The organism is Enterocloster citroniae (assembly GCF_040545455.1).
Taxonomy (GTDB): domain Bacteria; phylum Bacillota; class Clostridia; order Lachnospirales; family Lachnospiraceae; genus Enterocloster; species Enterocloster citroniae.
Genome location: NZ_JBEPLZ010000004.1, coordinates 273271 through 289857, shown reverse-complemented (window position 1 = coordinate 289857; position 16587 = coordinate 273271). Strand labels below are relative to the sequence as shown.

The window sequence follows — 16587 nt, the reverse complement described above, 5'->3', positions numbered from 1 at the left end:
CAATGGGGGGATTCAGGGAAATGTTTGAGGCCTACGGGGCGGATTACCACTCCACCATGGCAAGGTTTATGGGAAATGAGGCCATGTATATAAAGTTCCTGGACATGCTGTTTAAGGATGATAACCTTGAGAAGCTGGGGGAAGCCCTTGAGAAGCAGGACTATGAGGAGGCTTTTTCCGCTGCCCATACGCTGAAAGGGGTTGTGGGAAACATGGGGCTGACACCTCTTTTTCACGCGGTCTGCGCTGTTGTGGAGCCTCTGCGTGCGGGAACAGCGTCTGTGGATTATGGGGCACTGTATCAGATCGTTCAAACAGAGTTTTTTCGGGTGGACGAGCTTAGGGCAAGATTAAAAGAAGGGCGGTAATGACAATGGAGGGCACCTCTTTTTGTGAAGGCTATATGGGAACTGCGTTTGACAGCTTTCCCTGCGGTCTTTGTATCTGTCAGATCAAGGAGGGGCAGATACTGCCCGGATACTGCAACCCTGCTTTTTATGAGATCCTGGGCTGCTCCGGCAAAAAACGTCCGGATTCGGGACGGATGCTGGACTGGGACAGGGTCCATCCTGAGGATGCCGGCCTCCTGAAGGAAAAGCTGGCCAAGCTGATCCAAAGCAAAGGCAGGTTTACCCATACTTTCCGTCTGTTCCATCACAGGGAAAATGATTACCAGTGGATCCGGCTGGAGGGTTCCGCAAAACAGAAGGACAGCGGGGAACTTATGCTCTACGGGGTGTTAAACGATGTGAGCAGCCAGGTGAGGATGGAAAAGGAACTGGCCGGCGCCAAGGCGAAGATGGAGGATATCATCAACGCGATTCCTGGCGGTGTAGCTATTTACCGGGTGTCGGATATCTTTGATACGGTCTATTTTTCAGATGGTGTTCCGGCACTAACCGGTTATACGGTGGAAGAATACCAGGGAATGATCAGGCAGGATGCGGCTGAGATGACCTATAAAGAGGATACGGCCATGGTGGTATCCAGGGCTTTGCAGGTGGTCCAAAGCAAAGGCGTGGATGAATTTGAGTTCCGCAAACAGCATCGGGACGGGCATATTGTATGGGTGCGGGTACAGATCAAATGGATCGGCGAAGACCAGGGATGCCCTTTGCTGCACTGCGTGTTCCACAACATTTCCGACCTTAAAAACACACAGATGGAAATGAACCATCTGATCAACTCCATTCCCGGAGGCATTGCCATATTCCGGAAAGAAAAGGATGTCTATGAAGCATCCTTTCTTTCCGATGGGGTCATTGCCCTGGCCGGCTATACACGGGATGAGTATGAAACCCTGATCCGGAGAGATGCCCTGGATGTTGTCTATGAGGCGGACCAGAAGAGGGTCCGAAACGCTGTGGATCACACGATCAGTAACGGCATGGTGCTGGATGTGTTTTACCGCATCCTCCACAAGGACGGGCGGCTGGTCTGGATCCATATGAGCGGAAGGCGTATGGGACCGTTGGATGAAGACCCAAGGATCTATCTTGTGATCACGGGTATGTCCGCGGAGACACGGCTGTTCCAGACAATTGCCAATGAGATGGCGGATTCCATCTATGTGATCGACAGGGAGAATTATGATCTTCTGTATGTGAATGAAAATGAAGTCCTTTTTACGGATTCAAAAAACTGTGTGGGCCAGAAATGTTATGCGGCCCTTCATGGAAAGGACAGTCCCTGCAGGTTCTGCACCTTAGGATCAGATATGGAGGACGGCCGGGAACACGAGATGCGGGTGGAGGGCTCAGACCGTTTTTACGTGACCCGTTTTAAGGAGAGCGACTGGAATGGGATCCCGGCGTATATAAAGTATGTGCGGGATGTGACCCAGGAGGTGAAAACACGCAGGGAGAAGGAGCGGCTGGAAGAGTATTTCCAGACCGTGATCAAGAACCTGCCCGGCGGGATTGCCGTTGTAAGGTGTGAGAAGGACGGCAAAATGATTCCTGAATATATGTCGGACGGATTTGCCGCTCTGACCTGTATGTCTCTGGAGCAGGCCTGGGCGCTCTACAGCCAGGATGCCCTGTCGGGTGTCCATCCCGATGACAGGGAACAGGTGGGTGACGATATAGCAGGGTTTATTAAACAGGGTGAAAGCAACTTTGAGATGGTATACCGTCTCCTGCGGGGGGACGGCACCTATGTCTGGGTCAAAAACACACTCAGCATGCTCCGCAGTGAGGGCGGTGAAAACCGGTTCTATGCGGTTTACCATGATGTGACAAAGGAGCGTGAAGAGCAGGAGCAGCTGCGCACGCAGTTTAAGGAACGGCTGATGCAGCATTACGGGACCACGGATCCCAATGCACTGGTCATGGGCCACTGCAATATTACCCGTAACAGGATCATTGAGATCAGTGACCATACGGACTCCCATCTTCTGGAATCCTTCGGATATGACCGTGAGACCTTCTTCACCGGCCTTGCCGGTCTGGTGGAAGATGAAGCAGACCGCCGTCTCTTTCTGGATACTTATCTGAATGCGCCCGCCATGAAAGCCTTCCAGGAGAATGATACGGAGAAGATACTCCGGTGTTTTATCAGGCTGCCCAATGAAACCACCGGCCGGTACGTACAGTTTAAGGTGAATCTGGTAGATGCGCCTGACACGGGCGATGTGACGGGAATCCTGACAGTGACGGACATTACGGAACAGGTGATCAATGACAGGATCCTGCACCAGCTTTCCGTGACCAGCTACGATTTTGTCATAGACCTGGACCTGGAGCAGGACACCTATAAGGTTCTGACCTGTAATGAGAACTCCAGCTGTCTTCCGAGCCGGTCAGGATGCCATTCAGGGCATCTCAGCTATATGCTGGGGCAGGTGATCGTGCCCAAGGACAGGGAACAGTTTTTTAATTCCCTGGATCCGGGTGAGATCCGCAGGCGCCTGGAAAAAGATGGGCCGTATACATTTTCATATTCCATCATGGATGAGAAACGGGATATCCGTACCAAGAATATGACAGTATCGGAGATAGACCTTCGCCTGGGCAGAGTCTGCCTTGTGCGCACGGATATAACGGATTCGGTGCGGGAGCAGCAGGGATTCCTGAACATTATGGCATACACCTTTGAACTGGTGGGGATCATCGATGTGTACACCGGCCGACTGACCATGCATACACGCCAGACCGTGTTGGAGAACCTTCCGCCTTTTAAAATTGACGATTACGACAAGGCGACAGAGAAATTTGTAAGGCAGTATGATCCTGGTGAGGATAGGGATCATGCATTGAACCAGTTTAACCTGGAATATATTCTGCAGACGCTCGCATTAAAACCGGGTGGGTATGATTTTGTGTTTCCATACCATGGGGAGGACGGGATCCGCTATAAGCAGATCAATGTGCTGTGGGGGGATGAGAACCACCGCACCGTGTGCCTTGTCAGGGCGGATGTGACGGATATGCTGGCAGAGGAGCGCAGAAGGAAGAACGCCCTTGAGGAGGCTCTGTCCGTTGCCAGGGAGGCAAGCCAGGCTAAAAGTGATTTCCTCTCCACCATGAGCCACGATATCCGTACCCCTATGAATGCCATCATGGGCATGACGATGCTGGCCAAGGCCCATCTGGATGAGCGGGAGAGGGTGGAGGACTGCCTTCAGAAAATATCAGTCTCATCCAGCCATCTTTTGAGCCTGATCAACGACATCCTTGACATGAGCAAGATCGAGCAGTCTAAGATCAGCCTGAACCATATGAAGATATCCATGTCCGGTCTGCTGGAAAAGCTGTCCGCCATCATGGAACCTCAGGCAAAGGCGGCGGGACTTACATTTACCATCCAAAGCAGGGGGATTGAGCACGCTTATTATTACGGTGACAGCTTGCGTATGAACCAGATACTCATAAACCTTCTCAGCAATGCGGTCAAGTTTACTCCGGAGGGGGGTAGGGTGGATTTCCTGGCAGAGGAAGTAACACCGGTCAGGCCCCAGGGGTATGCCCGCTACCGTTTTACGGTGTCGGACACGGGGATCGGTATGAAGGAAGAGTTTTTATCCCATATTTTTGAACCCTTTACACGCAATACGGCGAGGGTGGAAGGTACAGGACTGGGACTTAGCATTACCAAGGGACTGGTAGATCTCATGGGAGGGGATATTTCCGTTGAGAGCAAGGTCCATATGGGCACTACATTCAGGGTTGAACTGGAATGTGAGTATGGGGACGGGGATGAAGCCGGCACGGAATCCTCAGGAGCGGGCCATGATGTGGCTGCACCGGACCAGATATTTGCAGGCCGCAGGTTCCTGATCGCTGAAGACAATGATATCAATGCCGAGATACTTTGCGAACTGCTTAAGATGCAGGGGGCGCATTCGGATGTGACGGAGAACGGGGCTTTGGCATTAAATGCCTTCATGGACGCGGCCCCTGGCACCTATGACGCTGTCCTGATGGACATACGTATGCCCAAGATGAACGGATATGAGGCCGCCCAGGCCATCCGCAGGATGAAACGGGAGGACGCCGGGCAGATACCCATTATTGCCATGACAGCCAATGCATTTTCCGAGGATGTGCAGGAATCGCTGGATGCGGGGATGAATGCGCATATCGCAAAACCCATTGACATGGAGATACTAAAAACAGTCCTCAGCCGTGCGTTAAAGGGGATTGTATAAATATCCGAACATTATCTTCGATTTTACTCTTTTAAATATTGACTTTTAATTAACAAAATGAGATAATGAGAAGGATTTCGATAAAATGAAAGAGAGGATAATGAAAGATGGCAAATGTTGATTTGAGTCAGTATGGAATTACCGGAACTACAGAAATTGTTTACAATCCTTCTTTTGAAATGTTGTTTGAAGAAGAGACAAAACCCGAACTGGAGGGCTATGAGAAGGGACAGGTAAGTGAACTCGGTGCCGTTAACGTTATGACCGGTATTTACACAGGACGTTCACCTAAGGACAAGTTCATTGTCATGGACGAGAATTCCAAGGACACCGTATGGTGGACATCTGATGAATATAAGAATGATAACCATCCGGCCAGCCAGGAAGCCTGGGATACGGTAAAAAAGATCGCTCTGGAAGAACTTTCCAACAAAAGACTGTTTGTTGTAGACGCATTCTGCGGAGCAAACAAGGACACCCGTATGGCAATCCGTTTTATTGTTGAGGTTGCATGGCAGGCTCATTTCGTTAAGAATATGTTTATCCAGCCAACCGCTGAGGAGCTGGAGAACTTTAAGCCGGATTTCGTTGTTTACAATGCTTCCAAGGCAAAAGTAGAGAACTACAAGGAGCTGGGCCTGAATTCAGAGACAGCCGCCATGTTCAATATCACCAGCCGCGAGCAGGTTATTGTCAACACATGGTACGGCGGTGAGATGAAGAAGGGCATGTTCTCCATGATGAACTACTTCCTGCCGTTAAAGGGCATTGCTTCCATGCACTGTTCTGCCAATACCGACTTAAACGGCGAGAATACCGCTATTTTCTTCGGACTTTCCGGAACAGGCAAGACCACTCTTTCAACAGATCCCAAGCGTCTTCTCATCGGAGATGATGAGCACGGCTGGGATGACAACGGCGTGTTTAACTTTGAGGGCGGATGCTATGCCAAGGTTATCAATCTTGACAAAGATTCTGAGCCCGATATCTACAATGCGATCAAGCGCAATGCTCTTTTAGAGAACGTTACCCTTGATGCTGACGGAAAGATCGACTTTGATGATAAGAGCGTGACAGAGAACACACGTGTATCTTACCCGATCGACCATATTGAGAAGATCGTACGTCCGGTTTCCGCTGCTCCTGCTGCAAAGGATGTTATCTTCCTGTCAGCAGATGCATTCGGCGTGCTTCCTCCAGTATCCATCCTGACACCGGAGCAGACACAGTATTACTTCCTGTCCGGCTTTACAGCAAAGCTTGCCGGTACAGAGCGTGGGATCACAGAGCCGACTCCTACCTTCTCAGCTTGTTTCGGACAGGCATTCCTGGAACTGCATCCAACCAAGTATGCAGAGGAGCTTGTTAAGAGAATGGAGAAGAGCGGCGCAAAGGCATACCTTGTGAACACCGGCTGGAACGGCACCGGAAAGCGTATCTCCATCCGCGACACCCGCGGCATCATTGATGCGATCCTGGACGGCTCCATTGCCAAGGCACCTACAAAGCAGCTTCCATACTTTAACTTTGAGATTCCTACCGAGCTTCCAGGCGTAGATCCTGCAATCCTTGATCCACGCGATACCTACAGCGAAGTTTCCCAGTGGGAGACCAAGGCTCAGGATCTGGCACAGCGTTTTGTGAAGAACTTTGCTAAGTACGAGGGCAATGCAGCAGGAAAAGCATTAGTATCCGCAGGTCCTCAGTTATAATCAGTTATAAATTTCAGCTATCATATTGACATTAGACTCTTTGTCGACAGTTGGGGCAGGATTTGAGAAAATCCTGCCCCTATTTGTATGATGAGAGCCTTTTTTATAATTTTCACAATCCTGTATTGACCTGTGTTCCGGGGGGCCGGAGCGCATTATTGTAGCCATCTATTATAAGACCAACAATATCTATTCCCTTTTTCCCGCAAAGGGATATCTGATAAAAACAGACACTATGCCCCCTTCCCGGAGGCCTATAGCAGGGCCTTGGGAAACAACGGGTATCAAGGCCCGGACCTTGCTCAAGAACATACTAATTGCACAAACTGCATAAATCACTTCCAAAATCGGTTTGTTCATTATTGACAAATATACTAAAATAAAATCACACAAATTGATTGGGAGGTACAAGAAATGCAGAAAAGATGGGGCGGAAATTTGTTAAAGCGTGTAATGGCAGTGACATTGGCGGCATCCATGGCAGTTTCTCTGGCAGCCTGTGGCGGCGGGGGAGCCGCGGCGAAGACGTCAGAGGCGGGAAGTGCTCCAGAAGATAACAAGGAGCAGGCGGCCGCGGCTTCGTCCGAAGCCCCCACGGCGGAAGCGGGGCGGAGGACAACGGCTGACTCGGACGGGCGCTACGAAAAGGTGACGGTTGCGCTTTCCAGTGATCCTCAGGACCTTGCGCCGTATACATGGGCCGGGGATCACAGCAAACAGTATATTTACTACAATATTTACGAGGCGCTCTTTGATTTCAGGGGAGGCGAGTATGTTCCGATCATGGCAAAGGAGTATGAGAACGTGGATGAGACTCACACCAGGGTGACGCTGTATGACAACATCTACGATGCAGCCGGCAACCAGATCAAGGCCCAGGACGTGGTTTTTTCCGTTGGGCTGATCGTGGATTCGGGAAATGCAGTAAAATATGATATCTTTGACAGTGTAAAGGCAGTCGATGACTATACTGTGGAGTATACATGGACAGGTCCTGTTAAGCAGGTGGGAGCTTTGGAGTGGCCGTGGTGCCGCACCATGATCGTTTCGCAGAAATCCTACGAGGAGATCGGAGGCTTTGCGGACAAGCCTGTCGGCACTGGTCCGTACACGGTCAGCGAGTATGTATCCGGTTCCCATCTGACCCTGGTGGCTAATGACAAATACTGGCAGTCTGAAGAACTTAGAGACGCGAACCACAAGGCAAATGTACAGACCATTGAGTATGATATTATTGCCGAGGCGTCCCAGCATGTCATTGCTCTCAGTACGGACCAGATCCAGTATTCACAGGCAGTTCCTGCAGAGAACCTGGCCGACTTTGCAGAGGGAGGGCAGTATGCGGACCGTTACGGTGTGTTTGTAACCCAGGGATCTGAGATGTACGTACTGATTCCCAACTGTACGGAAGGCGGTCTTATGAGCGATGTCAACCTGAGAAAGGCCATTTTCTATGCACTGGACAACAATGCGATCGCGGCAGCTACCGGCACATGTATTGCGGCCAAGGCGTTCGGAACCCCGTTCTTTGACGATTACGATCCGGCATGGGAGAACACGGAGACATACATGAATACATATGACCTGGAGAAGGCCAAGGAATATCTGGGCAAGTCCGGCTATAACGGGGAAACCATCTCCCTGGAAGGATTTAACCGGGAAGACTTAAAGAGCATCATGACCATGATCCAGGCCCTGCTTTTACAGGCCGGAATCAATGTGGAGATCAATTCCAAGGAAAGCGCGCTGGTGCAGTCCGATGTGAATAATCCAAAAGCCTGGGATCTGCTGCTGTGGAATCCCGGCGGCGGCACACAGGTGGGAGAGTGGAACCGGCCCATCAATTACAATGAGTTCGGAACCGGTTTCAATATGGCATTTTTACATGATGATACACTGCAGGAGCTGTTTGAGACAGCCAACACGGCAGAGGGACACAACAAGGAAAACATGGCCAAGGTCCATGATTACATTGTGGAGAACGCGTATTATCATGCGCTGTGCATGCCGAAGATGAACGCGGTGTACAGCAAAGAGTTTGCAAACCTGGTGTACCGCGAGAGTGAATTCCTTCTTCCGGGAGCATGCGACTATTATTTGGATTAACCTGTAAAAATCGGAGTGAATCATATGGGAAAATATATATTAAAGAGACTGCTCTGGATGATCGTAATTGTGCTTGGAACGGCATTTATCATATTTACTATCCTGTATTTTACCCCCGGCGACCCTGCTGTTGTGATCGCCGGAGGAAATGCCTCCGCGTCCGATATCGCTCTCATGCGGACAAAGATGGGGATCGACCGGCCGTATCCGGCACAGTTGGGAAGCTATTTCTACAATACATTTATCCGGATGGATTTCGGGAATTCCTGGGTTTACGACAAACCTGTTTACCAGGAAATGCTGGTGCGCCTGCCGCGTACCATCCTGATCGGCGTCAGCGCCATGGTGCTGAACCTGGGACTGGGCCTGTATCTTGGGATCTTTGCGGCGACCCACGAGGGCAGATGGCAGGATTCCCTGACCATGGCCATTGCCATGATTTTCATCTCCTGCCCGGATTTCTGGGTGGCTCTGATGATGATCCTTCTGTTCTCGGCAAAGCTGGGCTGGCTTCCCTCCTACGGAATCGGAGGCCCCCAGTATTATGTAATGCCTATCATATGCAGCGCCCTGGGCGGCATCGCGGTCAATGCGCGCCAGACCAGGGCCAGTATGCTGGGGGTATTCCGCGAGGATTACATTACCACGGCAAGGGCCAAGGGCCAGCATGAGAAAATGGTCGTTTTAAAGCACATGCTTCCCAATGCGCTGATGCCCATCATCACATCCATCGGCGCCGGGTTTGCAAGAATCGTGGCCGGGTCCGCTGTGATAGAAAGCGTGTTTTCCGTTCCCGGCGTGGGACTTTATATGCTGAATGCGATCAACATGCGGGATTATCCGGTAGTCAGGGCCTGCGTACTGTTCTTTGCGGTCTTCACAGCCCTGGTTATGCTGGCGGTGGACCTGATTTATGCACTCATTGACCCGAGAATCAAGGCTCAGTATTCGGGCGTGAAAAAGAGAAAGGCGGTCAAGGCATGAAAATGAATCAAACAGGCGAATCATCACTTTTTGCAGAGACATTTACAAGAATCTGGAAAAATAAGGGTTCCAGGGTGGGAATGGTCCTGCTGGCCCTCATTGTCCTGTCATGTGCAGCCGCATCCATGATCGCGCCTTACGGCGTAAATGAAATGGATCTGGCGGGTATGTTTGGGACGCCGTCCCTTAAGCATATATTCGGGACAGACGCAATGGGACGCGACCTGTTCAGCCGCCTTCTCTACGGGGGAAGGTATTCCCTGGCCCTGGGAATCTGCGCCGCAGTGTTCAGCGCGGTGCTGGGATGCCTGATCGGCTGTATCGCCGGATATTTCGGCGGCAGGACGGAGACTCTGATCATGCGTTTTCTGGACATCTGGTCCAGCCTTCCGAGTATGCTGTTGTGCATCCTCATTTCAGCTGTGCTGGGCGCGGGATTCTTCCATACGGTGCTGGCCCTGGCCATTGGAAATGTGCCCATTGACGTGCGCCTGATCCGGGGGCAGATTCTCTCGGAGCGCTCCAAGGATTACCTGGAGGCGGCCCAGTCCATCAACTGTTCCCATCTAAGCATTATGTTCCGCCACATCCTGCCAAACGTGGTATCCCCGGTGATCGTGGACGCCACCATGAATATCGGCATGAACATCACCATGGCGGCGGCCCTGTCCTACATCGGCCTGGGAGTCCAGCCGCCCACGCCGGAATGGGGCGCCATGCTGGCGGATGCCAGAACCCATATACTGAATTACCCGCATTTGATCATGTTCCCCGGAATTGTCATTGCGCTGACCGTGCTGGCTATCAATCTGATCGGTGACGGACTGCGCGATGCCATGGACCCGAAGCTTCGCAGTTGAAAGGAGTGTTTAAGAAAATGGATGAAACTACACAGAAATTTCTTTCGGTGCGGGACCTGGAGGTGATCTACACATCCGGCAGGAAGACGGTCCATGCGGTTAACGGCATTTCCTTTGATATGGATAAGGGGGAGACGCTGGCCCTGGTGGGTGAGACGGGAGCCGGCAAGACGACCATTGCCAAGGCGATCCTTGGAATCCTGCCCAATCCGCCGGCCAGGCTGAAGCAGGGGCGGATTATTCTGGAAGGCGAGGACCTGCTCAAAAAGCCGGCGGAGGAAATGCTGAAAATCCGCGGCGGGAAGATCGCCATGATCTTCCAGGACCCCATGACGGCTCTCAACCCCATTATGACGGTGGGGGAGCAGATCGTGGAGGGACTGCTGCTGCACAACGACTATACCAGGAGGGAAGCGGAGGAGGAGGCCGGGAAAATGCTGGAGCTGGTGGGGATTCCGGCGGAGCGGTTTGCCGAATACCCCTTTGAGTTCTCCGGCGGTATGAAACAGCGTGTGGTGATTGCCATGGCTCTGGCCTGCAGCCCGGACCTGCTGCTTGCGGATGAACCGACCACGGCCCTGGACGTGACCATCCAGGCCCAGGTGCTGGACCTCATCAAGGACTTAAAGGTTAAATACAACACCTCCATGCTGCTGATCACCCATGACCTGGGCGTGGTGGCCGAGACCAGCGACCGGGTGGCCGTGATCTATGCAGGGGAGATACTGGAATACGGCAGCAGGGAAGACATTTTCCTGCATCCGTCCCACCCGTACACCGTTGGCCTGTTTCACTCCCTGCCCGGCATGAACAGCCAGGCCAGGCGGCTAAAGCCCATTACCGGTTCGCCGCCTGACCCCACCGACCTGCCGGAGGGCTGTGCGTTTGCACCGCGCTGTCCCCATGCAAAGGGCGGATGCAGCAAGGGGAAAATCGAATTCAGAGAAATTGCACCCGGCCATTTTTGCAGATGCGGTCTCAAACAAAAGGAGGATTAGTATATGCCGTCCCTGATCGAAGTGAAACATTTGAAAAAATACTTCAAAGTGCCTGCGGGAATCAATCACGCGGTGGATGACGTGTCATTTTCAATTGAAAAAGGAGAGACCCTGGGCGTGGTGGGAGAGTCGGGGTGTGGGAAATCCACCCTTGGACGCACCCTCATCCGTCTGCAGGAGGCCACGGAAGGTGAGATTCTGTTAAACGGAACGGACATCACCCATGTCCGGGGAGGGGAACTGAGAACGGTACGGGAACAGATGCAGATCGTGTTCCAGGACCCGTACTCAAGCCTGAACCCGCGGATGCGGATCGAATCCACCATCATGGAGCCGCTGAAACGCTCGGGAAGGTTCCGTTCCAGGTCGGAGCTGCGGGATGAGGCCAGCCGCCTGATGGACCTGGTGGGGGTGGATGAGCGCCTGCGCCGTTCCTATCCCCATGAGCTGGACGGAGGACGCCGCCAGAGGGTGGGAATCGCCCGGGCCCTGGCGCTGAATCCCGAATTTATCGTCTGTGACGAGCCGGTCAGCGCCCTGGACGTATCCATCCAGGCACAGGTGCTGAACCTGCTGATGGACCTTCAGGAGAAAAGCGGCGCTGCCTATATGTTTGTCACACACGACCTGTCCGTGGTACGCCATATTTCGGACAATATCTGCGTGATGTACCTGGGACAGCTGGTGGAGAAGGCGCCCAGCGCTGAATTGTTTGCACATACCCTGCATCCATATACAAAAGCGCTGCTGTCCGCCATTCCGTCCACCGATATCCTGCATCCCATGAAGCGGCTTCCGCTAAAAGGGGAGATCACCTCGCCCATTAACCCCAAGCCGGGCTGCCGGTTCTATTCCAGATGCCCCTATGCGGCCGAGGCGTGCAGACAGCCCCAGGAGCTGACCGAGGTATCGGGCCGCCATTTTGTGTCCTGCTGCCGCGTGTCGGAGATCAATGGGTAAAGAGAAAAGAAGTAAAGAGAGGAATTATTATGTCGGATAATTATAAAATCGCATTTGTACCGCTTCCGGACCGGGTGCCGGGCCTGCTCTATGAGCCGGATCTTCTGGGCAGGAAAAGCAAGATCGGTATCGTGCTGATGCACTCGGATGAGAGCTATCTGGGATTTCTGCCCGCGCCGGAGCTGGCAAAGAGGGGATACCGTGTTCTGACCGCGGTGGTTGCGGATGACAAATCCACGCTGGACGACAAGATGCTGGACGTAAAGCGGGCGGTGGATTTCCTGAAGTCGTATCCGGGCATTGAGAAGGTGCTGCTGTTGGGACACAGCGGGGGCGCTACCCTGATGAGCGCTTACCAGTGCGTGGCGGAGAATGGGGCAAAGGTCTTTCAGGGACCGGAAAAGCTGATTCCCTGCGGCCTGGCTGAGGAGCTGACCGCGGCGGACGGCGTCATGTTCCTGGATTCCAATTTTGGAAACGGAGCAATGACCCTGTTCAGCCTGGATCCTGCAATCGAGGAAGAATTCAATGGAACCAGGCGCAATCCAAAGCTGGATCTTTTTAACATGGATCATGGGTTTCATCCGGACGGTTCCAATTACAGCGAGACATTCAAGCGGGAATTCTACCGCGCCCAAGGCGCCAGGGGCAACCGGCTGATCGGCCATGCGCTGCTCCGTCTTAAGGAGATCGGGGAGGGCCGGGGAAACTATCTGGATGATGAACCCATGGTGATTCCGGGGGCCAACCAGATTGCGCCCAATAACAAGCTGTTTCCCCAGGATTTGAGTCTGCTGTCCCACACAAAGAAGGAATGGCCTCTGCTGCACGGGGACGGAAGTATCACCCTTCAGGTGGTGCCAAGCGTCCGGGTATCGCGTCCCGGACAGCAGAATACGGGTTCCCTGCGAAGCGGAGCCGTTATGACCACGGTGAAAACATTTCTCCGGTCCCAGGCGGTCAGGACCACAGAGGAATTCCATGTGGGTGAGGACGGAGTGTACGGAGTTGACTGGGATTCGTCCTACTGCTGCCCTCCGGGCAATGTGACGGGAATCCATGTTCCCATGCTTGCCGTGGGCATGACCGGCAGCTATGAATACCTTGCATCCGAGGTGATCTATGAGCGGGCCGGGAGCACGGATAAGACCCTGGGCTTTATGGAAGGCGCCGGGCATAATTTTACGCCGGCTTACGAGGCGGAGAGCTATCCGGGACAGTTCGGCGATACGGTGAAGGTGCTGTTTGATTTTGTGGACTCGTGGATTGACCAGAACGGGCGGTTTATCTAAAGCTTTATTAAATATGCTTCGGAACGCCGGACAGATGGAGAGGAATATGTATACATTAAAAGGACGTACGGCAGTGATTGCCGGGGCCACGGGCCATGTGGGGGCCGGGGCCGTGCACATGCTGACAGAGGCAGGAATGAACGTGGTCATGGTGACCCACAACATGGAGGATGCCAGGCGGCTGATCGCCGAGGTAGAACATCATCCGGGAACCTGTATTGCCCTGAGCAATGAAAATGGGGACGGAGCGGTCTACGGGGAGGTGTGCCAAAGATTCGGTTCCGTGGATGTGATTATCCCCAACCAGGGCGCGCCGGCCCGCTTAAAAGGGCTTTCCGATATCACGGAGCAGGAGCTGGACCAGAAGCTTCACCACCAGATTACAGGCAGCTTTACCATGGTGCAGAAAGCACTCCCCTATCTGGCAAAGAGCCGGGCGGGCCGCATCATCCTGATGGCTGGCATCAGCGCGGAGAACGGGATGCAGGAGGAAGGGCTGCCCGACTGTGCGGCCAGAGGCGGAGTAATTTCCATGACGCGGTATCTCGCCCAGGCCCTGGCCGGGCAGGGGATTACGGTCAACTGTATTGCGAAGGGCGGCATGGAAAACGACCACCCCGTGGAGTGGGAGGATGAGCTGGACAATAAAACGCTGATTCCAAGGATTCCCGCAGGGCGCAACGGAACGCCCCGGGACTTTGGAGCGGCCGTGTGTTATCTGGCCAGCGAGGAGGCCGGGTTTATGACCGGGCAGGTGCTGCGGTTAAACGGCGGGATGTATATGGGGTGAAAGGCCAAAAGGATTCAATGGAAAAGAGCCTGCACATCACAGGCTCTCAAAAATTTTAACCAGCTGCTGCTGGGGAGCGGTCAGCTTTTTGCCGGGCAGGTAGGCCAGGCTGATGGTGGTGGTAATGGCAGGCAGGATGTCCACCACTGCAATCTCCGAATGGTTGGCGGACATGACGGGCCGTTTGGTGAGAAGGCCCACGCCCATGCCCTTGCTGACCAGGCCGATGATGTTGTCCACCCGGTTGCTGGTAAATGCTATGTGGGGTTCAAATCCCGCGCTGCGGCACTCGCGGACACAGAGGGAATACATGAAAGTGTCCCGGCCCAGGAGCAGGAAAGAGTCGCGGTAAAGCTGCTTTAATTCAATGTGGTCCTTTACTGCCAGGGGATGGCCGGCCGGCATCAGGGCCGCCAGCGTATCCTGGGTGATGGGGATTTTGCAAAACGCGCTGGATGCATCATCGGATTCACGGATCACTGCAAAATCAATCTCCTCATCGCGCAGCATCTGGATCAGCTTCAGGGAATCCGCTTCCTGGATATCCAGCATAAAATTCCGGTTCTCCTGCTGGAACCGCGCCAGGATATCCGTGATCTGGTACTGGGCCATCACAGGTATGGCTCCGATCCGGATCGTGCCGCGTTCCCGGTTCAGTTCATTGCAGAATGTGGTGGAATATTCCTTCTGAAGCTGAGAGATCTGCCGGGCATAGGGCATGAACAGATTCCCGTATTTATTAAGCTCAATGTGTCTGGTGGAGCGGTCAAACAGGAGGACGCCCAGGTCGGCTTCCAGCTTCTGGATATGCCTGGTAAGGGATGACTGCGTAAGAAAAAGCTTATCGGCGGCTTCCATATAATTGCCGGTATCGGCCAGAACAACAAATTCGTGAATGTAATCAATTTCCATTAATATTCTCCCCTGATGTAATAATACCTTCCAGAAGTATTATAAGGTTTTCTGCGGGAAACCGCAAGTACTCCCGGCGGAACACGCTCTAAAATTAAGTATGAAGAAAAAGAGGTATCGGACATGGTAATAGATGCAAACGTATATTGGTTCCCGGAGCAGGTTTTCAAAGATGACAAACTGCTTTCCCTGTTCCTGGCGGACATTCCCCGGGCTTACGGGACCGCGGGCCGGGTTCTTGACAGGGACAAAAGAAAAGAGATTGTCATCGAACGCCCGGCAGGCTGTCCCGGAGTGAATTATGCAGAGGGAGATTATGAGCTGGAAAAGCAGCTGCATGACATGGACCTGGCGGGAATCGACAAAGGGGTTATGAAGGTGCCATGCTGCCATGAATGGCTGGGACTTTCTATGGCAAAGCTTTTTAACGATGGGATGGCGGATTATGCCCGCCGCAGCAACGGACGCCTCATTCCGCTGGCAGTCATACCTCCGTTCGGCGGGCAGGCGGCTTTTGCGGAGCTGGAACGCTGCCACAGAGAGCTGGGGATGAGGGGGGTACAGATGAGCGCCCACTACGGGAACCTGTATCTGGATGACGAGGCGTTTGCCCCTCTGTTTGAAAAGCTGGAAGAGTACCGGATGACCGTCTACGTGCACCACACCCCGGTGCCGGTGGACCATGGTTCCCTGCTCGCCTACAACAACCTGCGCAGGTCCTATGGACGCTGTGTGGATCAGATGACGGCTGTGTGCAGGGAAATGATGAGCGGCATGTTTGAGCGCTATCCCCATGTCAGGATGGTACATTCCATGCTGGGCGGCGGCTTCTTTGCATTCAAGGAAATGATGGTTCCCACAAGGTCTGCGGGAGCGGACCAGGTCAAACGGTTTGACGATAACGGGGAGCAGCTGGCCCGGTATCTTTCCGAAAATATATTTTTCGAGACCAGCCACGCCCAGCCGTGGGGCAGGGAATCGCTGGAATGTGCGGTCCGGGTGCTGGGCTCCGACCATATCATCTACGGTTCCTCCTATCCCGTGCGGACGGAATGGCTGACAGAGGGAGCCGGTTTCGTGAGAGGGATGGATCTTTCAGGGGATGATAAGGAAAATATTCTATGGAGAAATGCATCGCGCTTGTATGGGATTGAGGTTTCTTAGAGCGTGTTTATGGGATAGGGAATGGATAGGCGGCAGTGCTGCAGGAGCGGAAAAGTCCGGTTTTGCGGTGCTGTTGTTTTTTGTGTGAAAAGAGATGCCGGATATGCTTGCCGACTGCCTGAACGTTTTCCCTATGAAAAAATGATGCAGGAATCTTTTAT

At 53.1% G+C, this 16587-nt stretch carries 12 protein-coding genes; 11 read left to right on the top strand and 1 reads right to left on the bottom strand.

What is annotated here, in order from left to right; translation table 11 throughout:
- Positions 1-2 precede the first annotated feature (2 nt).
- From ABID13_RS07255 to ABID13_RS07210, 10 genes are all read left to right on the top strand, one after another.
- Positions 3-368, top strand: a complete 366-nt coding sequence (locus ABID13_RS07255) for an Hpt domain-containing protein (RefSeq protein ID WP_007864448.1) — start codon at positions 3-5, stop codon at positions 366-368.
- Complete coding sequence (locus ABID13_RS07250) at positions 368-4648, top strand: PAS domain-containing protein (protein WP_048930503.1); 4281 nt, start codon at positions 368-370, stop codon at positions 4646-4648. The genes ABID13_RS07255 and ABID13_RS07250 overlap by 1 nt, the downstream gene beginning before the upstream one ends.
- A gap of 107 nt (positions 4649-4755) precedes the next feature.
- A complete protein-coding gene (gene pckA / locus ABID13_RS07245) occupies positions 4756-6360 on the top strand; it encodes a phosphoenolpyruvate carboxykinase (ATP) (protein WP_007864450.1) in 1605 nt (534 codons plus the stop codon).
- Positions 6361-6774: 414 nt separating this feature from the next.
- A complete protein-coding gene (locus ABID13_RS07240) occupies positions 6775-8466 on the top strand; it encodes an ABC transporter substrate-binding protein (protein ID WP_048930502.1) in 1692 nt (563 codons plus the stop codon).
- A gap of 24 nt (positions 8467-8490) precedes the next feature.
- A complete protein-coding gene (locus tag ABID13_RS07235; protein WP_007864461.1) occupies positions 8491-9450 on the top strand; it encodes an ABC transporter permease in 960 nt (319 codons plus the stop codon).
- The gene (locus ABID13_RS07230) at positions 9447-10310 is read left to right on the top strand and encodes an ABC transporter permease (protein WP_007864462.1); all 864 of its coding nucleotides are present in this window, start codon (positions 9447-9449) and stop codon (positions 10308-10310) included. The genes ABID13_RS07235 and ABID13_RS07230 overlap by 4 nt, the downstream gene beginning before the upstream one ends.
- A 17-nt stretch (positions 10311-10327) precedes the next feature.
- The gene (locus ABID13_RS07225) at positions 10328-11308 is read left to right on the top strand and encodes an ABC transporter ATP-binding protein (RefSeq protein ID WP_048930501.1); all 981 of its coding nucleotides are present in this window, start codon (positions 10328-10330) and stop codon (positions 11306-11308) included.
- A 3-nt stretch (positions 11309-11311) separates the two neighbouring features.
- Positions 11312-12268: an ABC transporter ATP-binding protein gene (locus tag ABID13_RS07220; RefSeq protein ID WP_007864464.1), complete on the top strand. Its 957-nt coding sequence runs from the start codon at positions 11312-11314 to the stop codon at positions 12266-12268.
- Between the two features lie 29 nt (positions 12269-12297).
- Complete coding sequence (locus ABID13_RS07215; protein ID WP_007864467.1) at positions 12298-13560, top strand: alpha/beta fold hydrolase; 1263 nt, start codon at positions 12298-12300, stop codon at positions 13558-13560.
- Between the two features lie 46 nt (positions 13561-13606).
- Positions 13607-14350, top strand: coding sequence for an SDR family NAD(P)-dependent oxidoreductase (locus ABID13_RS07210; RefSeq protein ID WP_007864470.1), 744 nt, complete (start codon positions 13607-13609; stop codon positions 14348-14350).
- Between the two features lie 36 nt (positions 14351-14386).
- Here ABID13_RS07210 and ABID13_RS07205 read toward each other — a convergent pair whose 3' ends face one another.
- Positions 14387-15262, bottom strand: a complete 876-nt coding sequence (locus ABID13_RS07205; protein WP_048930500.1) for a LysR family transcriptional regulator — start codon at positions 15260-15262, stop codon at positions 14387-14389.
- 123 nt (positions 15263-15385) lie between these two features.
- Between ABID13_RS07205 and ABID13_RS07200 the strand changes: the two genes are divergently transcribed.
- Positions 15386-16426 (top strand): amidohydrolase family protein, encoded by a 1041-nt coding sequence (locus ABID13_RS07200; RefSeq protein WP_007864476.1) that lies wholly within the window; start codon positions 15386-15388, stop codon positions 16424-16426.
- Positions 16427-16587: the final 161 nt, after the last annotated feature.

Bases quoted from the DNA above. Each gene is read 5' to 3' on its own strand.
- pckA (WP_007864450.1), top strand. From the start codon at position 4,756: ATGGCAAATGTTGATTTGAGTCAGTATGGAATTACCGGAACTACAGAA.
- ABID13_RS07215 (WP_007864467.1), top strand. From the start codon at position 12,298: ATGTCGGATAATTATAAAATCGCATTTGTACCGCTTCCGGACCGGGTG.
- ABID13_RS07255 (WP_007864448.1), top strand. From the start codon at position 3: ATGGGGGGATTCAGGGAAATGTTTGAGGCCTACGGGGCGGATTACCAC.
- ABID13_RS07210 (WP_007864470.1), top strand. From the start codon at position 13,607: ATGTATACATTAAAAGGACGTACGGCAGTGATTGCCGGGGCCACGGGC.
- ABID13_RS07225 (WP_048930501.1), top strand. From the start codon at position 10,328: ATGGATGAAACTACACAGAAATTTCTTTCGGTGCGGGACCTGGAGGTG.
- ABID13_RS07250 (WP_048930503.1), top strand. From the start codon at position 368: ATGACAATGGAGGGCACCTCTTTTTGTGAAGGCTATATGGGAACTGCG.
- ABID13_RS07200 (WP_007864476.1), top strand. From the start codon at position 15,386: ATGGTAATAGATGCAAACGTATATTGGTTCCCGGAGCAGGTTTTCAAA.
- ABID13_RS07230 (WP_007864462.1), top strand. From the start codon at position 9,447: ATGAAAATGAATCAAACAGGCGAATCATCACTTTTTGCAGAGACATTT.
- ABID13_RS07205 (WP_048930500.1), bottom strand. From the start codon at position 15,262: ATGGAAATTGATTACATTCACGAATTTGTTGTTCTGGCCGATACCGGC.
- ABID13_RS07240 (WP_048930502.1), top strand. From the start codon at position 6,775: ATGCAGAAAAGATGGGGCGGAAATTTGTTAAAGCGTGTAATGGCAGTG.
- ABID13_RS07220 (WP_007864464.1), top strand. From the start codon at position 11,312: ATGCCGTCCCTGATCGAAGTGAAACATTTGAAAAAATACTTCAAAGTG.
- ABID13_RS07235 (WP_007864461.1), top strand. From the start codon at position 8,491: ATGGGAAAATATATATTAAAGAGACTGCTCTGGATGATCGTAATTGTG.